The sequence below is a fragment of the Mesorhizobium sp. BHbdii genome (assembly GCF_053848045.1).
This window is the reverse complement of record NZ_JBSPKX010000001.1, coordinates 2,588,413-2,609,659: the sequence shown is the minus strand read 5'-3', so window position 1 is coordinate 2,609,659 and position 21,247 is coordinate 2,588,413. Positions and strand designations below refer to the sequence as shown.

The window sequence follows — 21,247 nt, the reverse complement described above, 5'->3', positions numbered from 1 at the left end:
CCGTCAGCACCCCGCCAGAACCCCTTTGTCGGCGAACGATGCCACCAATCCTTAAATTTCAGATTGCTAAAATATGTCCAAGATCGACACACTTTTTCAAAGCTCGTTAACCACGCCGCCGCTGGGGCCAATGCCGGCCGCGATCGGGATCGCCGCCGAGCCTCCTGAATCGGCTAAAGCTCTGGAAACGAATATTTTTGTGCTTTGCGATTTTGCCTTCATCGCTTGAGCGGCATGCTGAACGCAGCGAAAGCTGATGACAGGCGGAAGAGCTTCGGTTAATGCGGTTCGGTCGCTGCGGATCGTCGGCGGCGGCGCTCGCAACCATCATGACTTGGGAAACGATATGGCGGATTCGCCCGATATCATCGGCTCGCTCGCGGATTTGTCTGCAGCCTATTCTGCCATCCTGTGCGATGTCTGGGGCGTGGTCCACAATGGCGAACGGCATTTTCCGGCCGCCGCTCTGGCGCTGGCCACCGCACGCGAAGCGAAGATACCTGTGGTGCTGATCACGAATTCGCCACGCCGCAGCGCCGATGTGGTGGCGCAGATGAATGCGATCGGCGTTCCTTCTGCGGCCTATGACCGTATCGTCACCTCGGGCGATGTGACCCGCGACCTGATCATCGAGGGCCCGCGAAGAATCTTTCATATCGGCGCCGACCGCGATTTCACGCTCTATGACGGTCTTGACGTCGAGCTCGTCGAGGAGTTCGAGGCATCCGGTGTGGTCTGCACCGGGCTGTTCGACGACGAGGTCGAGAAGCCGGAGGACTACGCCGATCTTCTTCGGCGGCTACGCGCCAGGAACCTGCCCTTCATCTGCGCCAATCCCGACATCGTGGTCGAGCGCGGCGAGCGGATGATCTGGTGCGCCGGGGCCTTGGCTCGCGACTATGCCCAACTCGGCGGGCGGACGCTGATCGCCGGAAAACCTTATGCCCCGGTCTATGATGTCGCGATGAAGGAGATCGCCGACCTGCTCGGCCGCACGGTCGAGCGCTCGGACGTGCTGGCCATCGGCGACGGTATGATGACCGACATCAAGGGTGCTGCCGACAACGGCTTCGACGTGCTCTACGTGTCGGGCGGCATCCATGCCCGCGACTACGGCGATCCGCTACAACCGGATCCGGCCAGGCTAATTGCCTTTCTGGAAAGGCACGGCTACCGGCCGGTCGCGGTCATTCCGAGACTGCAGTAGGGTCGCTCGATGACGGAAGCCTCCGAACGCGTTTCTGCAATCTCGCCGCTGCCGGCCCATTTGCGGGGTGGCGTGGTGGCGATCGGCAATTTCGACGGTGTGCACCGCGGCCACCAGGCGGTGCTCGAGCGCGCGCTTGCCGAGGCCCGCCGGCGCAGCGTGCCGGCTCTGGTGCTGACCTTCGAGCCGCATCCGAGAAAGGTGTTCCGGCCTGAGATACCGCTGTTCGTGCTGACGCCGCCGCCGATGAAAGCACGGCTGTTGTCGTATCTAGGCTTTGCCGCACTCGTCGAACAGCCGTTCACGCGCGACTTCGCCGCATTGTCGGCGGAAGCGTTCGTGACCGACGTGCTGGACAGGAACCTCGGCATCAGTCACGCAGTGACCGGCTTCGACTTCCACTTCGGCAAGGACAGGCAAGGCGGCCCGGCCTATCTGATGGCGGCCGGCGAACGCCACGGCTTCGGCGTCACTCTGGTTGACGCGTTTCGCGACGAGGGCGCCGAGGTGGTGTCGTCGAGCCGGATCCGCGCGCTGCTGTGCGAAGGCGCGGTGGCCGAGGCCGCCGGCCTGCTCGGCTACCGCTTCACGGTCGACAGCGAGGTGATCGGCGGCCAGCAGCTTGGCCGGACGCTCGGCTTTCCAACCGCCAATATGAGGCTTTCGCCGGAAGCCACTCTGAAGGAAGGGATTTATGCCGTCCGCTTCCGTCGCGCCGACGGCACGCTTCATGATGGGGTTGCCAGCTTCGGCCGCCGCCCGACCGTCGATGACAACGGCGCGCCGCTTCTGGAAACCTTCGTCTTCGACTTCTCCGGCGATCTCTACGGCGAGATTTGCGCTGTGTCCTTCTTTGGTTTCCTGCGCGCCGAGGTGAAGTTCGACGGGCTCGACGCGCTGGTCGCGCAGATGAAGCGCGATGAGGTCGAGGCGAGGGCGCTGCTTGCCGGCGTCCGCCCGCTTTCCGATCTCGACGCGGCCATTGCTTTTTGAGCTTATTTTTTTAGCGCCAGGCCGACCGCAATGAAGGCCCAGCCCTGGAAGATCAGGTCGACGGCGAGAAACAGCCCCAGCACCCATACGCTGTTGACTGGCCAGCCCATAGCGATGACCAGGCCTGCCAGCGCGCTGATGACGCCGGCCGCCACCAGCCAGCCCCAGCCTTTTTCCGGTCTGTGCTTGTACCCGACCCAGGCCCTGAGCACGCCAGAGGCGAGAAGGGCGACCGCCAGCAGGAAGGTCAGCACCGCCGACGCCAGCAGCGGATTATAGAAGGCGAAGAACCCGGCGACTGCATAGAGAAGGCCGCTGAGCAGCCAGTAGAAGAACCGGCTCCATGTCTTCACACCGAAGGCATGCATGATCTCGATGATTCCGGCCATCAGCATCAGCCAGCCGACGACATAGACCGAGGCGACCGTGGCGACGAACAGATTGCCGAATGCGATGCCGCCGAGGATCAGAAGCAGCACGCCGAGCCCGACGAACCATCCCCATTTCGCCCGCGTCTGACCAATCGCATCCTTTAAAACATCGCCTTGCAGGGTCATTGCCGCCATCTCCATCGAGGTCGCCTGGCATCTTGCCGATTTGGAGGGTAGCGCCGAAGGCCTTGCCCGTCCAGCGAGCAGCTTGCACCGGACGCACGCCAAAAAAGCGAGGCAGCGTTTCGAATTTAAATCAAAGTTTACTGAACCGTGGCTCTTGGCCAGGCCGGTCGTTCCCGCCGGCGTTTCGTGCGTATGGAGTGACGATGCGTTCCGTCAGGGTCTTTCAGGTGGTCTTGGCCAGCTTCGTGCTGTGCGCGCCCGGTGCCGCCGAAGCTGGCGAGGGCGCTTTGGGCTGGCTGTCCGGCGACTGGTATCTGACGGTCGGCGCCACCGGCATGGTCGCGCCGAACTTTGAGGGCGGCAAGAAGTACCTGCTCAGCGCCCAGCCGATCATCTCGCTCGGCAAGGCCGGTCCTGCGGCCCGCTTCACCTCGCGCAACGACAACATTTCGCTGGCGTTGATCGACGACGGCGGCCTCCGCGCCGGCGTGACCGGAAAATTGCTGTTTTCGCGCGAAGTGACGACGCCGACGAGCTGAAAGGCCTCGACCCGGTGCGCTGGGGTGGCGAAGCCGGCGGCTTCTTCGAATTCTATCCTTTTGACTGGTTGCGCGCCCGCGCCGAATTGCGGCGCGGCATTCGCGCCCATAGCGGCTTTGTCGCCGACATCGCCGCCGACGCATTCTATGCTGTGACGCCCGACGTCGGAATTTCGGGCGGGCCGCGCGTCTCGTTTGCCTCGTCAGACTATTTCGACGCCTATTACGGCGTCAACGCCGAGGAAGCCGTGGCTTCGGGGCTCAGCCAATACCGTCCGGGCGGCGGAGTGAAGTCGGCGGGCTTCGGCGGCGCGGTGACCTGGAAAGTGACCGAGCCGATGACGGCCAGCCTGTTCGGCGAATATTCACGCCTGATGGGCCCGGCGGCCGATTCCAGCCTGGTCAAGGAGCGCGGCTCCAGAGATCAGTTCATGATCGGCGTATCGACGACCTATCGCTTCGATTTCTCGATGTGAGTGCTTAGCCCTGGCAATCGCGTATCGGCCGGATGCACTTGACGTCACTAGCCGCAATGAAGGCACCGAGAGTTCGGGCTTTTCAATATCGCCTGTCTCGGCTAAAAGCCCAGCCATGACGAGCGTTTCGCGCCCTCTCGCGATTGCGATACGAATTACGAGCCCGGTGTTCCGGACGGCTTGAGCGCCGCCGGAGCCGCCGGGAATTCTGCGTGCGGCCTCTCGCGCTTTTTCCAGATCATGATAGTTCAACGCCCGGGCTCTTTTGCCGGGCAATGCATATGGCAGACCAATGACCGATACCCCAATGACCGACACTGTTGAAACGATCGACTATTCCAAAACGCTTTATCTGCCGCAGACGGATTTCCCGATGCGCGCCGGCTTGCCCGAGAAGGAGCCGCTGCTGGTCAAGCGCTGGCAGGACATGGACCTTTACCGCAAGCTGCGCGAAAACGCCGCCGGCCGCGAAAAATACGTGCTACATGACGGCCCGCCCTACGCCAACGGCAACATCCATATCGGCCATGCGCTGAACAAGATCCTCAAGGACGTCATCACCCGCTCGTTTCAGATGCGCGGCTACGACTCGAACTATGTGCCCGGCTGGGATTGCCACGGCCTGCCGATCGAATGGAAAATCGAGGAGCAATACCGCGCCAAGGGCAAGAACAAGGACGAGGTCCCGGTCAACGAGTTCCGCAAGGAATGCCGCGAGTTCGCCGCGCACTGGATCAAGGTGCAGGGCGGCGAGTTCCAGAGGCTCGGCGTCGTCGGCGACTTCGACAATCCCTATACGACGATGGCGTTCCATGCCGAGGCGCGCATCGCCGGCGAACTGTTGAAATTCGCCATGTCGGGCCAGCTCTATCGCGGCTCCAAGCCGGTGATGTGGAGCGTTGTCGAGCGCACCGCACTGGCCGAGGCTGAGGTCGAATACCAGGACTATGAGAGCGACACGATCTGGGCGAAGTTTCCGGTCGTCAGCCTCGCTCGTCAGGTCACCAACGTCGAAGATGGGCAGCCGGCCTTGGATCCAAAGCTGACGCAGACGTCACTGGACTTGCTGGAGGCCCATGTCGTCATCTGGACGACCACGCCGTGGACCATACCCGGCAACCGCGCCGTAAACTATTCGCCACGCATCAACTATGGCCTCTACGAGGTCACTGCGGCCGAGAATGCTTTCGGCCCGCAGCCTGGCGAAAGACTGATCTTTGCCGACGCGTTGGCGGACGAGGCTGCGGCCAAAGCCAAAGTGACGATGAATCGCTTCCGTAGCATTTCGGCCGAAGAGCTTGGAAGCCTTACACTTTCTCATCCCTTCAAAGATTTGAATGGCGGCTACGACTTCCCCGTCCCAATGCTCGCCGGCGACCACGTCACCGACGATGCCGGCACCGGCTTCGTTCACACCTCGCCCAGTCACGGCCGCGAGGACTTCGATGCCTGGACGGACGCTGCATCGGAACTGCGCCAACGCGGCATCGACACGGCGATCCCGTTCCCTGTCGACGACGCCGGCTTCTTCACCAAGGACGCGCCGGGCTTCGGCCCGGAGCGCGAGGGCGGTGCCGCGCGCGTCATCGACGACAACGGCAAGAAGGGCAATGCCAATCAGGCGGTCATCGACGAGCTGATCAAGCGCAACGCGCTGTTCGCGCGCGGCCGGCTGAAGCATTCCTATCCGCATTCGTGGCGGTCGAAGAAGCCGATCATCTTCCGCAACACGCCGCAATGGTTCGTCTACATGGACAAGGAGCTCGGCGACGGCACGACGCTGCGCAGCCGTGCCTTGAAGGCCATCGACGACACCCGCTTCGTGCCGGCCGCCGGCCAGAACCGCATCCGCGCCATGATCGAGGAGCGCCCCGACTGGGTGCTGTCGCGCCAGCGCGCCTGGGGCGTGCCGATCGCCGTCTTCGCCGATGCCGACGGCAATGTCCTGCGCGACGAGGCGGTCAACCAGCGCATCATGGACGCCTTCGAGAAGGAAGGCGCCGACGCCTGGTTTGCGGCCGGCGCCAAGGAGCGTTTCCTCGGCAACCACGATGCCTCGAAATGGCAGCAGGTGATGGACATCCTCGACGTCTGGTTCGATTCCGGCTCGACCCATGTCTTCACCCTGGAGGATCGTCCTGACCTGAAATGGCCGGCCGACGTCTATCTCGAAGGCTCCGACCAGCATCGCGGCTGGTTCCACTCCTCGCTGCTTGAAAGCTGCGGCACCAGGGGCAGGGCGCCTTACGACACCGTCGTCACCCATGGTTTCACCATGGACGAGGAGGGGCGCAAGATGTCGAAGTCGCTCGGCAACACCGTGGTGCCGCAGGACGTCATCAAACAGTCGGGCGCCGATATCCTGCGGCTATGGGTGGTGACGACCGACTACTGGGAGGATCAGCGGCTCGGCAAGAACGTCTTGCAGACCAATGTCGACGCCTACCGCAAGCTGCGCAACACCATCCGCTGGATGCTGGGCACGCTTGCCCATGACGATGGCGAGGACGTGCCGCTGGACAAGATGCCGGAGCTGGAGCGGCTGATGCTGCACCGGCTTTCCGAACTCGATGAAGTCGTGCGCGCGGGCTATGACGCCTTCGAGTTCAAGCGCATCACCCGCACGCTGCTCGACTTCATGGTGGTCGAGCTGTCGGCCTTCTATTTCGACATCCGCAAGGACGCGCTCTACTGCGAGGCGCCGTCCAGCGTAAAGCGCAAGGCGTCCGTGCAGGTGGTACGCCATCTGTTCGACTGCCTAGTGAAATGGCTGGCGCCGATGCTACCCTTCACTATGGAGGAGGCTTGGCTCGACCGCCATCCGGACGCCGTCTCGGTGCATCTCGACCAGTTCCCGCCAATCCCGTCCGACTGGAAGAACGGGGCGCTGGCGGAAAAATGGCGCAAGGTGCGGCAGGTCCGCCGTGTCGTCACCGGCGCGCTGGAGATCGCACGTGCCCAGAAGGTCATCGGCTCGTCGCTGGAAGCGGTGCCGGTCGTCATGCTCGACGATGCGGCGCTCGAAGCGGCGATATCAGATGTCGACATGGCCGAAATGGCGATCACCAGCGATCTGGTCATTGCGCATGGCGACGCGCCTTCTGGTGCCTTCACGCTGGACGACGTCAAGGGCGTCGCCGTGGTGGTCGAGAAGGCCGAGGACCGGGGCCTAGTCAAATGCGCGCGCTCATGGCGCTACACGGCCGATGTCGGGCAGGACGAGGAATTCCCCGACGTTTCGGCGCGGGACGCGGCGGTCCTGCATGAATTGAAGGCGCTTGGTCGTATATAAGGCGGTGCACAAATGCCACGGCGGGCGGCTGATCAGCCCCCGCTCGTTGCCCTTAACGAGTGGTTGAGGTAAACACGCGAAACTCCGGCCGACAAATTGTCGCCGGATTTCCGTCGGAAGCATAGGCGATGGGGGACCGGGCCTTTGGCCGGTGGCGATCGAGAGGCTGCTAGAGTGGGACTTTTTGCCATGACCGAAAGAACTTGCGCGCGCGTTGCGCTGCTGGCGCCGCTTGTCGTATCCGGCTTGGCCCTGTCCGGCTGCATGGGCTCGCCGACCTACGGGACTGACAAGACCGCCTCCGCCCAGCTTGCCGGCGATCTCACCAGCGCTTTCACAGTCATGCCGAAGAACAAGGAAAAGATCGACTACAAGCCGCGCCCCGAACTGGTGAAGCCGGCGCCGGGTCAGAAGGAACTGCCGCCGCCGCAGGACAGCATCGCGACGGCAAGCGCCGATTGGCCGGAATCGCCCGAGCAACGCCGCGCTCGCCTGCGCGCCGAGGCGACGCTCCATCAGGACGATCCGGACTACCAGGCGCAGATCGTCGATGACGTCCAGACTGATCCGTCGGCGGTCAAGACTGCGATGGCGCAGTCGGCTTCCAGTCATCCGCCGGCCTGGACGCCCGCGGATTCGGACAAGGGCCGCGCCGCCGAGGTCAAGCGCCGCCTCGCCGAAGCCAAGCAGGGTGATCCGAACACCCGCAGATATCTGAGCGAGCCGCCGGTGCAATACCGCGCCGCTGCCGCCACTGCGCCGGTGGACGACCTCGGCGAGGACGAATACAAGAAAGCACGCCGCCTCAAGAAGGAAGCGGCCGCCAAGAACAAGAGCGGCGGCATGTTCGACTGGCTGCCGTGGTAAGCTGCCGGCGCCAGGGAAATCCGGCGACGCTACGGTTCGCGTCGCTCTCTGAAAAAATCCTTCAGGAGCAGCGCCGCGTCGCTTTCGGCCATGCCTGGATAGATGTCTGGCACATGGTGGCACGTCGGTGAGGCGAAGAAGCGCACGCCGTTGACCACGGCGCCGCCCTTCTCGTCGGCGGCGCCGAAATAGAGCCGGCGCAACCTGGCGAAGGAAATGGCGCCGGCGCACATGCCGCAGGGCTCCAGCGTCACATAGAGATCATGGCCGGTGAGCCGCTCGCTCGACAGCTTGCGGCAGGCCTCGCGGATCGCCAGCATCTCGGCATGGGCGGTGGGGTCGGAAAGCTCGCGGGTGCGGTTGCCGGCACTGGCAACGACCATATCGCCGCTGGCGATGACCGCGCCGACCGGCACTTCGCCGCGCAAGGCGGCGGCTTCGGCCTCCTTCAGCGCCAGCGCCATGAAATCCGGCCGCTTCAAGCGGTTTCCATTCCTATTATCTCCTCGCTACTCCGGCGTGATCCTGTTATCTAGCGCATGACCCCGAAAACCGGAATCGGTTTCGGAAGGATCATGCGCCAAATCAAAGTCCTACAGCGTCCTTTGCGCGTCCGTACGGACGCGCGGCGCTGTAGTGCAAACGAGCAAAAGCCACATGGACGACAAAGACAAGAAATTCCCGCGCCAAAAGGGTCCCCGCAAGAACGGCCCGAAACCGTCGGGCCCGCGGGGTCGTGATACCGCTGCAGGCAAGGGCGGTAAGCCGTCCTTCGGCGCGAAAAAGCCGTACGCGCCGCGCGGCGATCGACCGATGGCGGCTGGCGGCGAGCGGCCGAAGCGTGACTTCAAAAGCGGCGACCGGCCGATCAGCAAGGGGCCGCGGCCTGAAGGCAAGCCCTATGAAAAGCGTGAGGGGCCGCGCAAGCCATACGCCCCGCGCGGCGACCGCCCGATCGCGGCTGACGGCGAGCGGCCGAAGCGCGACTTCAAAAGTGGCGACCGGCCGTTCGGCAAGGGGCCGCGCCCTGAAGGCAAACCTTATGAAAAGCGCGAGGGGCCTCGAAAACCGTATGCGCCACGCGGTGACCGGCCGGCAGCTGCCGCAGGCGAGCGCGGCGAAAGGCGCTTCGACCGTCCCAAGGGAGACTTCAGTGATCGCCCCAAGCGCGATTTTGCCGGTGATCGGCACCAAGGGGCATCGGCCGGCGGCTTCAAGCCTCGCCCGCGTCCCGCCGAAGCGACGGAAGAGGCTGGTGAGCGCATTGCCAAGCGGCTGGCCCGCGCCGGCCTTGCCTCGCGCCGCGATGCCGAGGAGCTGATCGCGGCCGGCCGCGTCAAGGTCAATGGAAGGGTGCTGTCCTCGCCCGCCTTCAATGTTATGCCTGGCGACATCATCCATCTCGACGGCATGGAGATCCCGCCGATCGAGCGCACCCGGCTGTTCCTGTTCCACAAGCCGGCCGGCGTCGTCACCACCAACCGTGATCCCGAGGGCCGCAAGACCGTCTTCGACGTGCTGCCGGCCGAGCTGCCGCGGCTGATGACTATCGGCCGGCTCGACATCAACACCGAAGGCCTGCTGCTGCTCACCAATGATGGCGGACTGGCGCGCGTGCTCGAACTGCCGGCGACCGGCTGGCTCAGGCGCTACCGCGTGCGCGTCCACGGCAAGGTCGAGGAAAGTGCGCTCGCCGGCTTGCGCGAAGGCATTGCCGTTGACGGCGTCTTTTATGGCGCCATCGAGGCGACGCTCGACCGCGAGCAAGGCACCAACGCCTGGCTGACGCTCGGCCTGCGCGAAGGCAAGAACCGCGAAGTCAGGAACATACTGGGCTCGCTTGGCCTCGACGTGACGCGACTGATCCGCATTTCCTACGGACCGTTCCAGCTCGACGACCTGCCGGAGGGCCATGTGCTGGAGATCAAGGGCCGGGTGCTGCGCGACCAGCTCGGCGAACGCCTGGTCGAGGAGTCCGGCGCCAATTTCGACGCCGACATCACCAAGCCGTTTTCCAACAGGCCGGTGCGGCGCGAAGCGGTGCGAGAAGAGGAACCTGAGCGGCCGAAATTCACCCGCGACGGCGAACGCCGCCCGATCGGCGAAGGCGGATTGATCAAGAACCGCAAACGGCGCGAAGGCAGCCGCGATGAGGCGCTGGGCAAGCTGTCGACAAGTCCCGGCAGAAGCTTTGGGCCGGAAAAGAGCTTTGGTGAGCGTGGCCCAAAATCTGAACGCAGCGGGCCTGAACGCGGCGGCTTTGGCGATCGCGGCCCCAAATCTGAACGTAGCGGGCCGGCCGGCTTTGGCGGAAAACCGGGCGGCGGGAAAAAGTCCGAACGCGAGCAGCGTCCGATCGAGCCGCCGGGCCAGCGCAAGGCCAATGTCTGGATGGCGCCGGGCGCGCGGCCGATCGGCAAGGGCAGGGCGGACGCCGATGCCGCCAAGGCGGCCGAAGCCAAGGAACGCAAGGCCTCGTTCAAGCCGTCTTACGGCAAGCCGGCCAAACCCGGAGGGGCAAAGCCGTTCGGCAAGCCGCATGGCGAACGCCCATATTCCGGCAGCAGTGATAGCGGCAAAGGCGGCGACCGGCCGCGCAGCGGCCCCAAGGGATCAAGGGGAGGCAATGCGGATCGTCGGCGGTGAGTTTCGCGGGCGTCCGCTGGCGACGCCCCGCTCAAGCGCCATCCGTCCGACCACCGACCGCACCCGCGAGGCTGTCTTCAACGTGCTGGCGCATCGCTTCCCCGACAGGCTGATCGGCGCGCGCGTGCTCGACCTGTTCGCCGGCACCGGCGCGCTCGGACTCGAGGCGCTGTCACGCGGCGCATCTAATGGCGTCTTCATCGAAGAATCGGCGGAAGGGCGCGGCCTGATCCGCACCAATGTCGAGGCCTTCGGCCTCACCGGGCGTACCAAGATATTTCGTCGCGACGCTACGGCCCTGGGCGACGCGGGCACGATCGCCGCGTTCGGCCTGGTGTTCGCCGACCCGCCCTATGGCAAGGGACTGGGTGAGCGTGCCTTGCGCTCGGCCAAGGCCGGCGGCTGGCTCGCCCCCGGCGCGCTCTGCGTCGTCGAGGAGGCGGCAGCGGCGCCGTTCGAGGCAGGGCCGGGCTTTTCGGTTGTCGACGAGCGCAGCTATGGCGAGACGGTTATCCGCTTCATCGAAGCCGCCTGAGTTCGGCCTCCTTTGCGCGCGAAAATGACGAACAAATCACTTTGCCCGTATCGCCATCCCCGCCTATCGTCCCGCCCATGACAACCGGAGCCATTGATGACACCTCACGCTGAATGGCTGCGCGGAACGCTCTTGGCGCTGGCTCTCGTGATGACCGGCCCGGTGCTGGCCGACAACAACGACGGCAAGGTAACGAATTTCCTGCTCGACAACGGCATGGAGGTTGTCGTCATTCCCGATCACCGGGCGCCGATCGTCACCCATATGGTGTGGTACAAGATCGGCAGCGCGGATGAGCCGCCCGGCAAGTCCGGCATCGCCCATTTCTTCGAGCATCTGATGTTCAAGGCGACGACCAATCACGCGGCCGGCGCGTTCGACCGCGCCGTCTCCGCGATCGGGGGTTCGAACAACGCTTTCACCTCCTATGACTACACCGCGTTTTACGAGACGGTGGTGCCGCAGGCGCTCGAGCAGATGATGGATTTCGAGGCTGATCGCATGCGCAACCTCATCCTCAACGACAATGTCATCGCCACCGAGCGCGACGTGATCCTGGAGGAACGCCGCTCGCGCATCGACAGCAATCCGCAGGCGGTGCTCGGCGAGGAGGTCGACGCCACGCTGTGGCAGAACCAGCCCTATCGCATTCCGGTGATCGGCTGGATGCAGGAGATGGAGAAGCTGAACCGCGCCGACGCCAAGGCTTTCTACGACAAATATTACACGCCCAACAACGCCGTGCTGGTGGTGGCCGGCGATGTCGAGCCGGAGGTGGTCAAGGCGCTGGCCGAAAAGACGTATGGCAAGATTGCGCGTGGTCCAGACCTGCCGCCGCGCATCCGTCCGGTCGAACCCGAGCAGAACACCAGGCGCACGGTGACGCTCACTGACGCGCGTGTCAGTGTGCCGAACTTTTCGACGCAATGGGCGGTTCCCTCCTATCACACTGCAAAGCCGGGCGAAGCGGAAGCGCTGGACTTGCTGGCGGAGATCCTCGGCGGCGGTAGCCGCAGCCGGCTCCACCAGCAGCTTGTCGTCAAGCAGGGCATCGCCGCCGAGGCCGGCGCCTTCTTCCAGGGCACCATGCTCGATGCCACCAACTTCACCGTCTATGGCGCGCCGCGCGGCGATGCCAAGCTGGCCGATGTCCAGGCGGCGGTCGAGGCCGAGGTCGCCCGCATCGCCAAGGACGGCGTCACCTCAGGCGAGCTGGAGAAGGCCAAGGATCGTTTCGTCCGCTCGATGATTTTCGCCCGCGACAAGCAGGATTCGATGGCCAACATCTACGGCGCGACGCTCGCCACCGGCGGCAGCGTCAGGGATGTCGAGGAATGGCCGGGCCGCATCCGCAGGGTCACCGCCGACGAAGTCAGGGACGTTGCAGCTCGCTATCTCAATCTCAACCATTCGACATCAGGCTATCTCTTGCCGCAGACACAGGCGGGGAATTGATTTGATGAGGAACTTGAACGTTGGCGCTGCACCTCACCTGCCTGCCGGCATCCTCTCCGCGTATAGTGACGGGGAGAGGGGCGCTCTCGTCGGCGGTTTCGCCAACCACCAGCGTTGCAGAAACAGCGCTGGGGTTGCGGCCAGGCCCCTTCTCCCCGTCACGATACGGGGAGAAGTGCCCGGCAGGGCAATGAGGGGCGGCGCTGACACCGACAGCTATTCGTCTCGAACATTAGTTGGAAGCTACCATTTGTCCGAAGCGACTGTCCTGAAGCGTGCCGCCACCCCTCTATTCACCCTGCTCCTCTCCCTATTCTTCCTCATCCTGCCGTCACTCACCGCTCGCGCGGCCATGAGCATCGAGGAGGTGACGTCGCCAACGGGCATCACCGCCTGGCTGGTGGAGGACTATTCCGTGCCGTTGGTCGCCATCCGCTTCGTCTTCGACGGCGGCACGACGCAGGATCCCGCTGGGAAGGAAGGGCTTACCAATCTGATGAGCGGCCTGTTCGACGAGGGCGCCGGCGATCTTGACAGCGAGGCCTTCCAGATAAAGCTGGACGACGTCGGTGCCGAGATGAGCTTCGAGGCGGCGCGCGACGGCACCTACGGCTCGATGCGCATGTTGGCCGAGCAGCGCGACGCGGCGTTCGACCTGTTGCGGCTGGCGGTCACAGAGCCGCGTTTCGACCAGGCGCCAATCGACCGCATCCGCGCGCAAGTGCTGTCCGGCATCATCGCCAACGAGCTTGACCCCGACACGCTCGCCCAGCGCAAATGGCTGGAGGCACTATACGGCACCCATCCCTATGCGCGGCCCGACCAGGGCACCAGGCAAAGCATCGCCACGATCACGCCGGACGATCTCATCGCCTTTCACAAGGCGAACTTCGCTCGCGATGGTCTGCATGTGGCGGTGGTCGGTGCCATCGATGCCGAGACGTTGAAGAAAAAGCTCGATATGGTCTTCGGCGGCCTGCCGCAACACCAGGCGCTAGCGCCCGTCGCCGATGTCGATCCGAAACTCAACCAGCAGCTCGAGGTCAATTACGACCAGCCCCAGACGTCGCTGCAACTCGCCTATCCCGGCGTCAAGCGGAGTGCGCCGGATTTCTTCGCCGCGGTTCTGATGAACGAGATCCTCGGCGGCAGCGCCTTCACCTCGCGGCTGTTTGAAGAGGTGCGCGAAAAACGCGGCCTGGCCTACAGCGCCAGCTCCGACTTGGTCGACCACCAGCACGCCAACGCCCTGGCCATCACCACGGCGACCCGCGCGGACCGGGCGGCGGAGACCTTGGCCGTCGTGCGCGACGTGGTGAAGCGCATGGCCGAGGAGGGGCCGACCGAAGCGGAACTGGCGGCGACCAAGAAATACTTGATCGGGGCCTATGCCATCAACAATCTGAACTCCTCCGGCGCCATCGCCGCGACGCTGCTCGAACTGCAGCTCGACAAGCTCGGCATCGACTACATGCAGCGCCGCGCCGCCCTCATCAACGCGGTGACGCTGGATCAGGTCAAGGCGGCGGCGAAAAAACTGCTCTCCGCCGAGCCGGCCATCATGATCGTCGGGCCAAAGCACGGCGAGGCCAAGGAGGAATGAGCCCAAATGGGGGGCAAGTAATGAGCCCGAGCTTCGGCATCGCCTTCGGCGGCGGCGGCGCGCGCGGGCTGGCGCACATCCATGTCATCGAGGCGCTGGACGAGCTGGGTATCAGGCCGGTCGCGATATCAGGCTCATCGATCGGCGCCATCATGGGCGCCGGCATGGCTTCGGGCATGGCCGGCAGCGACATTCACGACTATATGCGCTCGATCCTCGGCCGCCGCGCCGAGGTGGCGGCGCGCATGTGGCGGGCGCGGCCAGGCACCTTTGCCGAGGCGCTGCAGGGCGGGCTGCGTGTCACCCAGTTCAATGTCGAGCGCATCCTCAAGGCATTCATGCCCGACGCCATACCCGAAAGCTTCGCTGAGCTGAAAATACCGCTGAAGGTGACGGCGACGGATTTCTTCGGCCATAAGCTCGCCGTGCTTAGCGACGGCGACCTGCATTCGGCGCTTGCCGCCTCTGCGGCTATTCCCGCGGTATTCCGCCCGGTGATGCGCGACGGCAGGCTGCTGATCGACGGCGGCATCTACAATCCGGTGCCGTTCGATCTGATCGAGCACGACGCCGATATTATCATCGCCGTCGACGTCGTTGGCGCGCCGACCAAAGGCGGGCGCAAATACCCGACCTCCGTCGACCTGATGTTCGGCGCCACGCAATTGATGATGCAGTCGATCATCGCCGCCAAGCTGAGGCAATGCCAGCCGGACATACTGGTCAGGCCGGCGGTGTCGAAATACCGCGTGCTCGATTTCATGAAGATCGACGCCTTGATGGCCGAAACGGCTGATATCAAAGATGAGCTGAAGCGGGAGATCGAGAAGGCGGTGGAGGCGCGGGCCAAGGTCGACACGGGCAAGCGCACCAAGCAGGTGGGGGGCGTGGCGCGGAAAGTCTGACGTTTGGTGGCCTCAATCGAACGAGCGCACTGCGATAAGCCCAGCAGACCCTTTCGCGATATAATTATTCCGCTGCCGCCTGAACCATTCGCAGGTCGATTGAACGGTTGAGGATCAGCGCCCCGGCATGGGTTTCGCACGCTGTTCGCGGCTGTTGCCGCACATCCGGGCAGATCGCAGCCAGCCCCTCCATCGAGAGCACGTCGGGTATTCTGGTGTGGCTGACGCAAAGCGCGCCGTCGGCACCCCAAGCCGCCTCGAACGACATATCAGGCGCGGCCTCGTCCTGTTGAATGCCCTTGCGATCGTAGATCACGATCGGCGTTCCGTTGCGGGTATGGCCGACGCCATCGCCGCAATAATCGGCGCGGATCATACGGGTGCATGCCTGATGATGATCCCACAGCGGTGTGCCATCCGGCGACTTTTCCCAGGGCCGATATCCGAAGCGCACGCATTTCGCCTGCGCGCCGCCGGTGCAGGTAATGCTGAACGCAGTGTCGGACGGCAAATGGCGGCCGTCCTGTGTCCAGGTGCCGGCGAGCGGAAAGCCCATGCGCCGGCCCTCGATGTCCGGTTCGCAAATGTTACGCCATGAACCGCTAGCCGCGTCGCGGCTGGACATGGCGTAGAGCATGATTCCGCCATCCGGATTCCTCGGATCGATCTCGACCGCGTCGATGCGCAGCGGCACCTGGTTTTGTCCATCGCCAATCGTCAGAACGGCGCCGACGAGATCCGCTTGAGGAACAACGCGACCGTCTCCCATCGACACCTCGAACCTTGTGCCGACAACGGAGATCGAGCTGATCGCTTGCCCGGTCCCGGCCTCTGCGAGAGGCACCGCTGCCATGCTGGAAATGGCTGCGGCGACGGCGACCAATGCGCGGCGGCCGATATGGGCAAGGCGAGGCGTGACATTGTTGGCTCCTGAAAGCACGTCTTGCGAGCGGGGATCGGGTGAAGCGCGGCCAAAGACCGGCGCGTTTCGTAGCTGTATCGTTTGACGCAGAACGGAGGGCGCGAGGCCGTCCGTTCCGTTGACAAGTAAGGCCTAGCGCCTCGGCGAGGGGGTCGGCCGATCATGGTTGGTCCCGGCGCCGTTGCCAGTGCCGTGCTGGCCGGACGGAAGGCCGTTGCTTTTCTTACTGGCGGTCGATGACCGGACATTGCCCTTCTGCACAGCCGGCAAACCACGAACGTTCGGGTCAACGATTGAACGGAAGTTCGGGTCGATGACGGAGCGGTCGTTCGGGTCGATGATGGAGCCGCCGGCCTTAGCGAGGCTTTTCACCAGGACGATGCCGTCAGCTTGCACTCCGTTGAGTGCATAGACGCCGAGGCCGTTGCTGGTCAGTGAATTGCTGGTCAGCGAGTTGCTGGTCAACGAATTGAGCCGCAGGCCGTTCAGCGATTTGCCGTTCCCGCCGACGGGCCACTCGGCGCTGGCCGGTGCGACGAAGCAGGCCAGTGCCGAGGCAGCAGCCATATAAGTTTTGAAGCGATTCATTTCGATTTCCTTTTTCGTTTCAGCGGAGCCGTCCCGTCGGGTTCGCTCCATGGGGCGGCTTCTCGCTCCCGACTGTTTCGGACGAATGCCGAATTCGGTCCGCATTGTTTCAATTGTTGCGGTCTGGCGGGTCATGCACTCGACGAGCGAACGTCCGCCTCGTCGTGATGCGGGCGGGCATGACGCCCCGCGTCTGCATCCCCTCAAATGACGACAATCGCGGCGTGCGCCCGGCGCGGCGACACAAAGGAAACCTTTAGCCGGCAATTCGGCAAATCCGCGCAACATCCCTGCGTCATCGGTGACGCCAGAAACGAGGAGATTTCTGGCGATGCAACCTTTGCGAAAAACCACTGACCGATCGATTGGCGAGGCGACGGCTGCCCGCACGGCACGTCTGGCGGTGCTGGCCGGCACTCCGGGCCTGCTGCTGACGGCATATGCGGCGGCGACGTCCACGTCGCTGACCATTCGCGCCGATCTCGCACTGACGCTGATGGACATGCTGGTGCTGGCCACCGTCGCGATCGTGACTGGCGGCCGCAACAACGAGGGCACCGGCCGCAAGCGTCAGACGGCCTTGGCTGAGACGCTCGCCAATGCGTTCGCTGCGCTGGGCATGTGCCTTTCAATGGCTGTCGTCGCCAGCATCGCGGTCCAGCGGATCGCGGCCGGCGGTATCGAACCCCATGGCCAAGGCGTCGTTCTCGCCATGGGTCTGAACCTGACCTACGCAGTGGTCAATTTGTGGATCCTGAGCCGCTGGAAAGCGCGCAATGCGCTTGCCGCCTCCGCGCTGGCACGCGCGCAAATCTGTCTGTTCTCGGATAAGCTCTCATCGAACCTGCTGATCGCGGCATCGCTCGCAACAGCCATGATCTGGGAAGGCACGATGATAGCCCGCTTCATCGATCCGGTTGCCGGTCTGCTGATCGCGACGATGACCGCGCGCTGGACCATTCCTGTGGTCCGCGACGCCGTTCGAAGCCTGCGAAGGGAGTTTCGCAGGCGCGCGGGCCAGCCGCGCGGGGCTCGGCCGTGAACGTGCTGTGACCCATTCCGGAGCATACGCTCTAGCGGCGCCGCGCCTCAGCTTGGGCAGGCTCGTAGACATAGCCTTCGCCGCGAACCGTCACCAGGACCACCGGCGCATCGGGTTCGGTCTCGAACTTCTTGCGCAGTCGGGTAATGCGGATGTCGATGCTCCGGTCGCCCGGCTCGAGGTCGCGGTTGTGGGCCAGCCTGCACAGCTGGTCGCGCGACAATATCTGCCGGGGATGGCGCGCGAAGACGCATAGCAGGTCGAATTCCATGGAAGTCAACTGCACGTCGACGCCGTCCGGATCCACCATGGTGCGGCCGTCCATATCGAGGATGCAGCCGCCGAAACGGATGCGGTTTTCCGGCATCCGCTCTTCTTCGCCCAGGCGCCGGATGACGCTCCTGACACGCGCCAGAAGTTCGCGTGGCTCGAACGGCTTGGCCATATAGTCGTCGGCGCCGGCGGCAAGACCTTCCAGCCGATGCGGCAGGTCACCGACGGCGGTCAGCATCAGGATGCCGGCGCGGCTCTGCTTGGCAATTTCGCGGGCAAGGTCATAGCCGCTTTCGCCGACAAGATTGACATCGAGAACGACCAGATCGGGGCCAAAGCGGTCGAGTTCGGTGTGCATTCCCGCTCCATCCGCAACGGATCGGACATCGAAGCCGTGCATGAGCAGGTAGTCCGACAGCATCTCGCGCAACGGCGCTTCGTCATCGACGATGAGCAATTTCTGTTTTGTCACGTTTCGGCCTCTTCCATTGCGCCGGTCTCCATCGCCCTTAGGCGTTCCATCACGAGCCTGCGAAAGGTCTGCGGATCGAGCGGCTTCTCGATGACCGGCGCGCCGGTCTCGCCGATGAAGCGATCGATCTCGGGTGCCAGCGTGTCGCCGGTCACGAACAGCAGCCGGCTGGCGAGTCCCGGACGCAATTGTTCCAGCGCGCGGTAGAGGCCGGGGCCGTCGAGGCCAGGCATGCGTATGTCGCTGATCAAAAGGTCTGTTCCATCCTCACGCACAGCCTTGAGGGCGGCATTCGCGTCGTCGGCGATGGTGACGTCGTGGCCATCGCGGCGCAGCATCTCGGCGATCATCGAGGCGATGTCGGAATCATCGTCGACCACCAGAATTCGTGCGGCCGAGGGCGCAGGCGGTATCCTGCCTGCAGCTTCGGGCGGAGCAACCGTCTCGGCTCGACCGCTCGGAAGCCGGACCGTGAACCGTGCACCGCCGCCCTGCGTCGAATCCAGCTTTATGCTGCCGTCGTGCGCCGTCACGATGCCCTGGCAGACCGATAGCCCGACCCCGGTGCCTTCGCCGGCCAATTTGGTCGTGTAAAAAGGCTCAAAAGCACGCGCGCGGACCGTCTCCGGCATGCCTGGACCATTGTCGGCGACAACGACCTCGACGACATCGTTTTCCCCGGTGGTGACAATGGTCAGCTGCCGCGGGTGCGGAACCTGCAGCAAAGCCTGCTGCGCGTTGACCACCAGGTTGGTGACCACCTGATGAAGCTGGTCCCTGTCGCCCCAGATATTGGGAAGCGGTTCCGCCAGTTCGGTGCGGATCTCGATCCCGGCCGAGCGCAGGCTGTAGGCGGCCAGTTCCAGCGAAGCGACGACGACTTCATTGATGTCGACGGCTCCCCGTGTCGGCGGCTTCTTGCGGGCCATCGCCAGAAAGGTGCGGACGATCCGCGAGCATCGCTCGGCCGCCGTGTGGATCTTGTCGGCGCGCCCCACGGTCGCCTCGTCCGTCGAGAATTCCTTCAGCATCGAACTGTAGCCGATGACCACGGACAGCGGATTGTTGAGTTCATGCGCCACGCCGGCGAGCAACGAACCGAGAGCGGAGAGTTTTTCCGACTGGTACAGCGTCTCGCGCTGGCGTGCGATCTCCGCCTCGGCTTCGCGCTGTCGCGTGATGTCGGTCACGGCCGCAAGCATGGCCGAACGACCGGCCTGCGTGATCAGGCGCGCCGAAACCAGCGTATCGATTCTTGAGCCTTGCATATTGGTCATGGCGGCTTCAAATGCGTCGACGATTCCGTCTCTCAGCAAAAGACGCAGCAGATCGTCTCGCCGCGAGAGATCTTCCCAGGTCGCCGTCGCTTCGGCTCCGATCTGGCCGACTTCGATGCCGAGCGTCTTGCGCGCCGGTTCGTTGACGAACAGGATTTCGGGCCCTTCGATTGCCGAGATGATGATCGGCAGCGGCACGCCTTCGGCCACGGCGCGAAACTGCGCCTCTCTTTCGGCCAACAGCTTCTCGGCTTCCAATCTGGCTTGCTCGGCCAGGACGCGGTCGGAGATATCGCGGCCGACGGACTGCACTTCGACAAGGCGCCCGTCGCTGTCGAAAATGCCATGATCGTTCCAGGCGAGCCATCGGCGCGAGCCATCCGGCATCGCATTGAGAAGTTCCATGCTGGCATCCGGCGCTTGCGGAGTGAGGCGGGCAAGATGGTCCAAAAACCTGCGCCTTTCGTCGGGCGGCAGCACATCGAGTTCGCACCACGACGGGTCGAGAAGCTGTTCGCGGGTCATTCGGCACGCCCGGCAATAGGCGTCGTTGACGAAGCTCAAATGACCCTCCGGCGACATCCGGACGACGAATTCTGTCTGCAGCTCGACCACGCTGCGGTAGCGCTGCTCGCTGGCCTCGAGTGCCTGACGGGCGAGTTTCTGCTCGGCTATGTCGCGTCCGATCGACTGTATTTCGATGAGCTTGCCGCTGTCGTCGAAGATGCCGCGATCGGTCCAATGGATGTGGATCTCGCGCCCATCGTACAGGGCGCCGGTCTCTTCCACTTCGCAAACGGGCCGTTCCGGGGTCACTCGACCGATGATTTCGTCGAAGCTGCCGAAATCGGCGGAAAACGAGTTGAAATAGTGCCAGTCCGGGCTCAGCAACTCTTCGCGTGTCTTGCCGACAAGGCGGCAATACGCGTCATTGGCGAAGCTCATGCGCCCATCCGGCGCAACCCGGATGATATATTCCGTCTGTGCCTCGACTACATTGCGGTAGCGCTGTTCGCTGTCGGCCAGTTCGCGCAAGGCAGCGCGGTTTTCGGCGAAGATGCTTGAGGCCATGTCGATCCAGGGCTGCCAAAGCGCCGAGCTTTTGAGGGCGGCCCCGCGGTTGTCGGTGGGCTCGCCGACGGCGCCGGAGCGCACATGGTCGACGAGCGAGATCGCAGGATCGACGATCTCCCTCAGAAGCACTCTGTTCAAAGCATATACGCAGACAAGCGACCCGATCAAAATGACCGCATAAGGAATAAACGACTGTTGCTGGGCGTAGGACTGGTAGACGCCGATGCCGACGACAAGCACGAGCAGCGGCAGAACGCAGGCTGCCATCAACAACGCGTAATGCCTGGACAGCTTCGAGGAGGTCGGCACGGCGAGGTCTCCACAGACGGATGCGCCGTCACGACGGTTGCTGTTCCCGTGCGGCCAGTGGACTGAACGGCCCACGGCCTGTCAAGCCGGCCTGCCCGGCCTTCTGCCCGACGTCGTTGAACATAACCGTGGGGATGTTTCACGATGATGCCGTACGACCGATTTCCCGGCTTCTATTGTTTCAATTGTGTCGAACCCGCCCGAAATCGCCAGCA

The 21,247-nt window shown here is 63.9% G+C and carries 18 protein-coding genes and 1 pseudogene; 13 read left to right on the top strand and 6 right to left on the bottom strand.

Going from position 1 to position 21,247, the window contains the following annotated elements:
* The first annotated feature begins 73 nt into the window (after positions 1–73).
* The 3 genes from ACWTU8_RS12665 to ACWTU8_RS12655 all read left to right on the top strand — a co-directional run bounded on the left by ACWTU8_RS12665 (position 74) and on the right by ACWTU8_RS12655 (position 2,200).
* Positions 74–229 (top strand): hypothetical protein, encoded by a 156-nt coding sequence (locus ACWTU8_RS12665; protein ID WP_455848334.1) that lies wholly within the window; start codon positions 74–76, stop codon positions 227–229.
* Positions 230–346: 117 nt separating this feature from the next.
* A complete protein-coding gene (locus ACWTU8_RS12660) occupies positions 347–1,207 on the top strand; it encodes a TIGR01459 family HAD-type hydrolase (protein WP_455848333.1) in 861 nt (286 codons plus the stop codon).
* A gap of 9 nt (positions 1,208–1,216) precedes the next feature.
* A complete protein-coding gene (locus tag ACWTU8_RS12655) occupies positions 1,217–2,200 on the top strand; it encodes a bifunctional riboflavin kinase/FAD synthetase (protein WP_455848332.1) in 984 nt (327 codons plus the stop codon).
* A 2-nt stretch (positions 2,201–2,202) separates the two neighbouring features.
* Here ACWTU8_RS12655 and ACWTU8_RS12650 read toward each other — a convergent pair whose 3' ends face one another.
* Positions 2,203–2,757 (bottom strand): HdeD family acid-resistance protein, encoded by a 555-nt coding sequence (locus ACWTU8_RS12650; protein WP_455848331.1) that lies wholly within the window; start codon positions 2,755–2,757, stop codon positions 2,203–2,205.
* Positions 2,758–2,960: 203 nt separating this feature from the next.
* Between ACWTU8_RS12650 and ACWTU8_RS12645 the strand changes: the two are divergent.
* The 3 genes and pseudogenes from ACWTU8_RS12645 to ACWTU8_RS12635 all read left to right on the top strand — a co-directional run bounded on the left by ACWTU8_RS12645 (position 2,961) and on the right by ACWTU8_RS12635 (position 7,931).
* A pseudogene (locus ACWTU8_RS12645) lies at positions 2,961–3,772 on the top strand (MipA/OmpV family protein).
* A 307-nt stretch (positions 3,773–4,079) separates the two neighbouring features.
* Positions 4,080–7,064, top strand: a complete 2,985-nt coding sequence (ileS, locus tag ACWTU8_RS12640) for an isoleucine--tRNA ligase (RefSeq protein WP_455848330.1) — start codon at positions 4,080–4,082, stop codon at positions 7,062–7,064.
* Positions 7,065–7,253: 189 nt separating this feature from the next.
* Positions 7,254–7,931: a hypothetical protein gene (locus ACWTU8_RS12635; protein WP_455848329.1), complete on the top strand. Its 678-nt coding sequence runs from the start codon at positions 7,254–7,256 to the stop codon at positions 7,929–7,931.
* Between the two features lie 29 nt (positions 7,932–7,960).
* Here the strand turns inward: ACWTU8_RS12635 and ACWTU8_RS12630 are convergent, their stop codons facing one another.
* Complete coding sequence (locus tag ACWTU8_RS12630; RefSeq protein ID WP_455848328.1) at positions 7,961–8,413, bottom strand: nucleoside deaminase; 453 nt, start codon at positions 8,411–8,413, stop codon at positions 7,961–7,963.
* A gap of 175 nt (positions 8,414–8,588) precedes the next feature.
* Between ACWTU8_RS12630 and ACWTU8_RS12625 the strand changes: the two genes are divergently transcribed.
* The 5 genes from ACWTU8_RS12625 (at position 8,589) to ACWTU8_RS12605 (ending at position 15,075) form a co-directional block, all read left to right on the top strand.
* Complete coding sequence (locus ACWTU8_RS12625; RefSeq protein WP_455848327.1) at positions 8,589–10,577, top strand: pseudouridine synthase; 1,989 nt, start codon at positions 8,589–8,591, stop codon at positions 10,575–10,577.
* Positions 10,558–11,112, top strand: coding sequence for a 16S rRNA (guanine(966)-N(2))-methyltransferase RsmD (gene rsmD, locus ACWTU8_RS12620; RefSeq protein WP_455848326.1), 555 nt, complete (start codon positions 10,558–10,560; stop codon positions 11,110–11,112). Before ACWTU8_RS12625 ends, rsmD begins: the two co-directional genes overlap by 20 nt.
* Positions 11,113–11,208: 96 nt before the next feature.
* Complete coding sequence (locus ACWTU8_RS12615; protein ID WP_455848325.1) at positions 11,209–12,567, top strand: M16 family metallopeptidase; 1,359 nt, start codon at positions 11,209–11,211, stop codon at positions 12,565–12,567.
* 250 nt (positions 12,568–12,817) lie between these two features.
* Positions 12,818–14,170, top strand: coding sequence for a M16 family metallopeptidase (locus ACWTU8_RS12610; protein WP_455848324.1), 1,353 nt, complete (start codon positions 12,818–12,820; stop codon positions 14,168–14,170).
* A 20-nt stretch (positions 14,171–14,190) separates the two neighbouring features.
* Positions 14,191–15,075 carry a patatin-like phospholipase family protein gene (locus tag ACWTU8_RS12605; RefSeq protein WP_352960111.1) on the top strand — a complete coding sequence of 295 codons (885 nt, stop codon included), beginning with the start codon at positions 14,191–14,193 and terminating at the stop codon, positions 15,073–15,075.
* 64 nt (positions 15,076–15,139) lie between these two features.
* On the opposite strand, the gene ACWTU8_RS12600 is transcribed toward ACWTU8_RS12605, so the two are convergent.
* On the bottom strand, positions 15,140–16,015 hold the full coding sequence (locus ACWTU8_RS12600; protein ID WP_455848323.1) for an ADYC domain-containing protein: 876 nt from the start codon (positions 16,013–16,015) through the stop codon (positions 15,140–15,142).
* 114 nt (positions 16,016–16,129) lie between these two features.
* Positions 16,130–16,720 carry a hypothetical protein gene (locus ACWTU8_RS12595; protein ID WP_455848322.1) on the bottom strand — a complete coding sequence of 197 codons (591 nt, stop codon included), beginning with the start codon at positions 16,718–16,720 and terminating at the stop codon, positions 16,130–16,132.
* Positions 16,721–16,792: 72 nt separating this feature from the next.
* Between ACWTU8_RS12595 and ACWTU8_RS12590 the strand changes: the two genes are divergently transcribed.
* Together ACWTU8_RS12590 and ACWTU8_RS12585 are read left to right on the top strand one after the other, a co-directional pair.
* Positions 16,793–16,942 (top strand): hypothetical protein, encoded by a 150-nt coding sequence (locus ACWTU8_RS12590; RefSeq protein ID WP_455848321.1) that lies wholly within the window; start codon positions 16,793–16,795, stop codon positions 16,940–16,942.
* A gap of 46 nt (positions 16,943–16,988) precedes the next feature.
* Positions 16,989–17,627: a hypothetical protein gene (locus tag ACWTU8_RS12585; RefSeq protein WP_455848320.1), complete on the top strand. Its 639-nt coding sequence runs from the start codon at positions 16,989–16,991 to the stop codon at positions 17,625–17,627.
* 31 nt (positions 17,628–17,658) lie between these two features.
* Here the strand turns inward: ACWTU8_RS12585 and ACWTU8_RS12580 are convergent, their stop codons facing one another.
* Complete coding sequence (locus ACWTU8_RS12580; RefSeq protein WP_455848319.1) at positions 17,659–18,372, bottom strand: response regulator; 714 nt, start codon at positions 18,370–18,372, stop codon at positions 17,659–17,661.
* Positions 18,369–21,032 (bottom strand): hybrid sensor histidine kinase/response regulator, encoded by a 2,664-nt coding sequence (locus ACWTU8_RS12575; RefSeq protein WP_455848318.1) that lies wholly within the window; start codon positions 21,030–21,032, stop codon positions 18,369–18,371. The genes ACWTU8_RS12580 and ACWTU8_RS12575 overlap by 4 nt, the downstream gene beginning before the upstream one ends.
* Between the last annotated feature and the right edge of the window lie 215 nt (positions 21,033–21,247).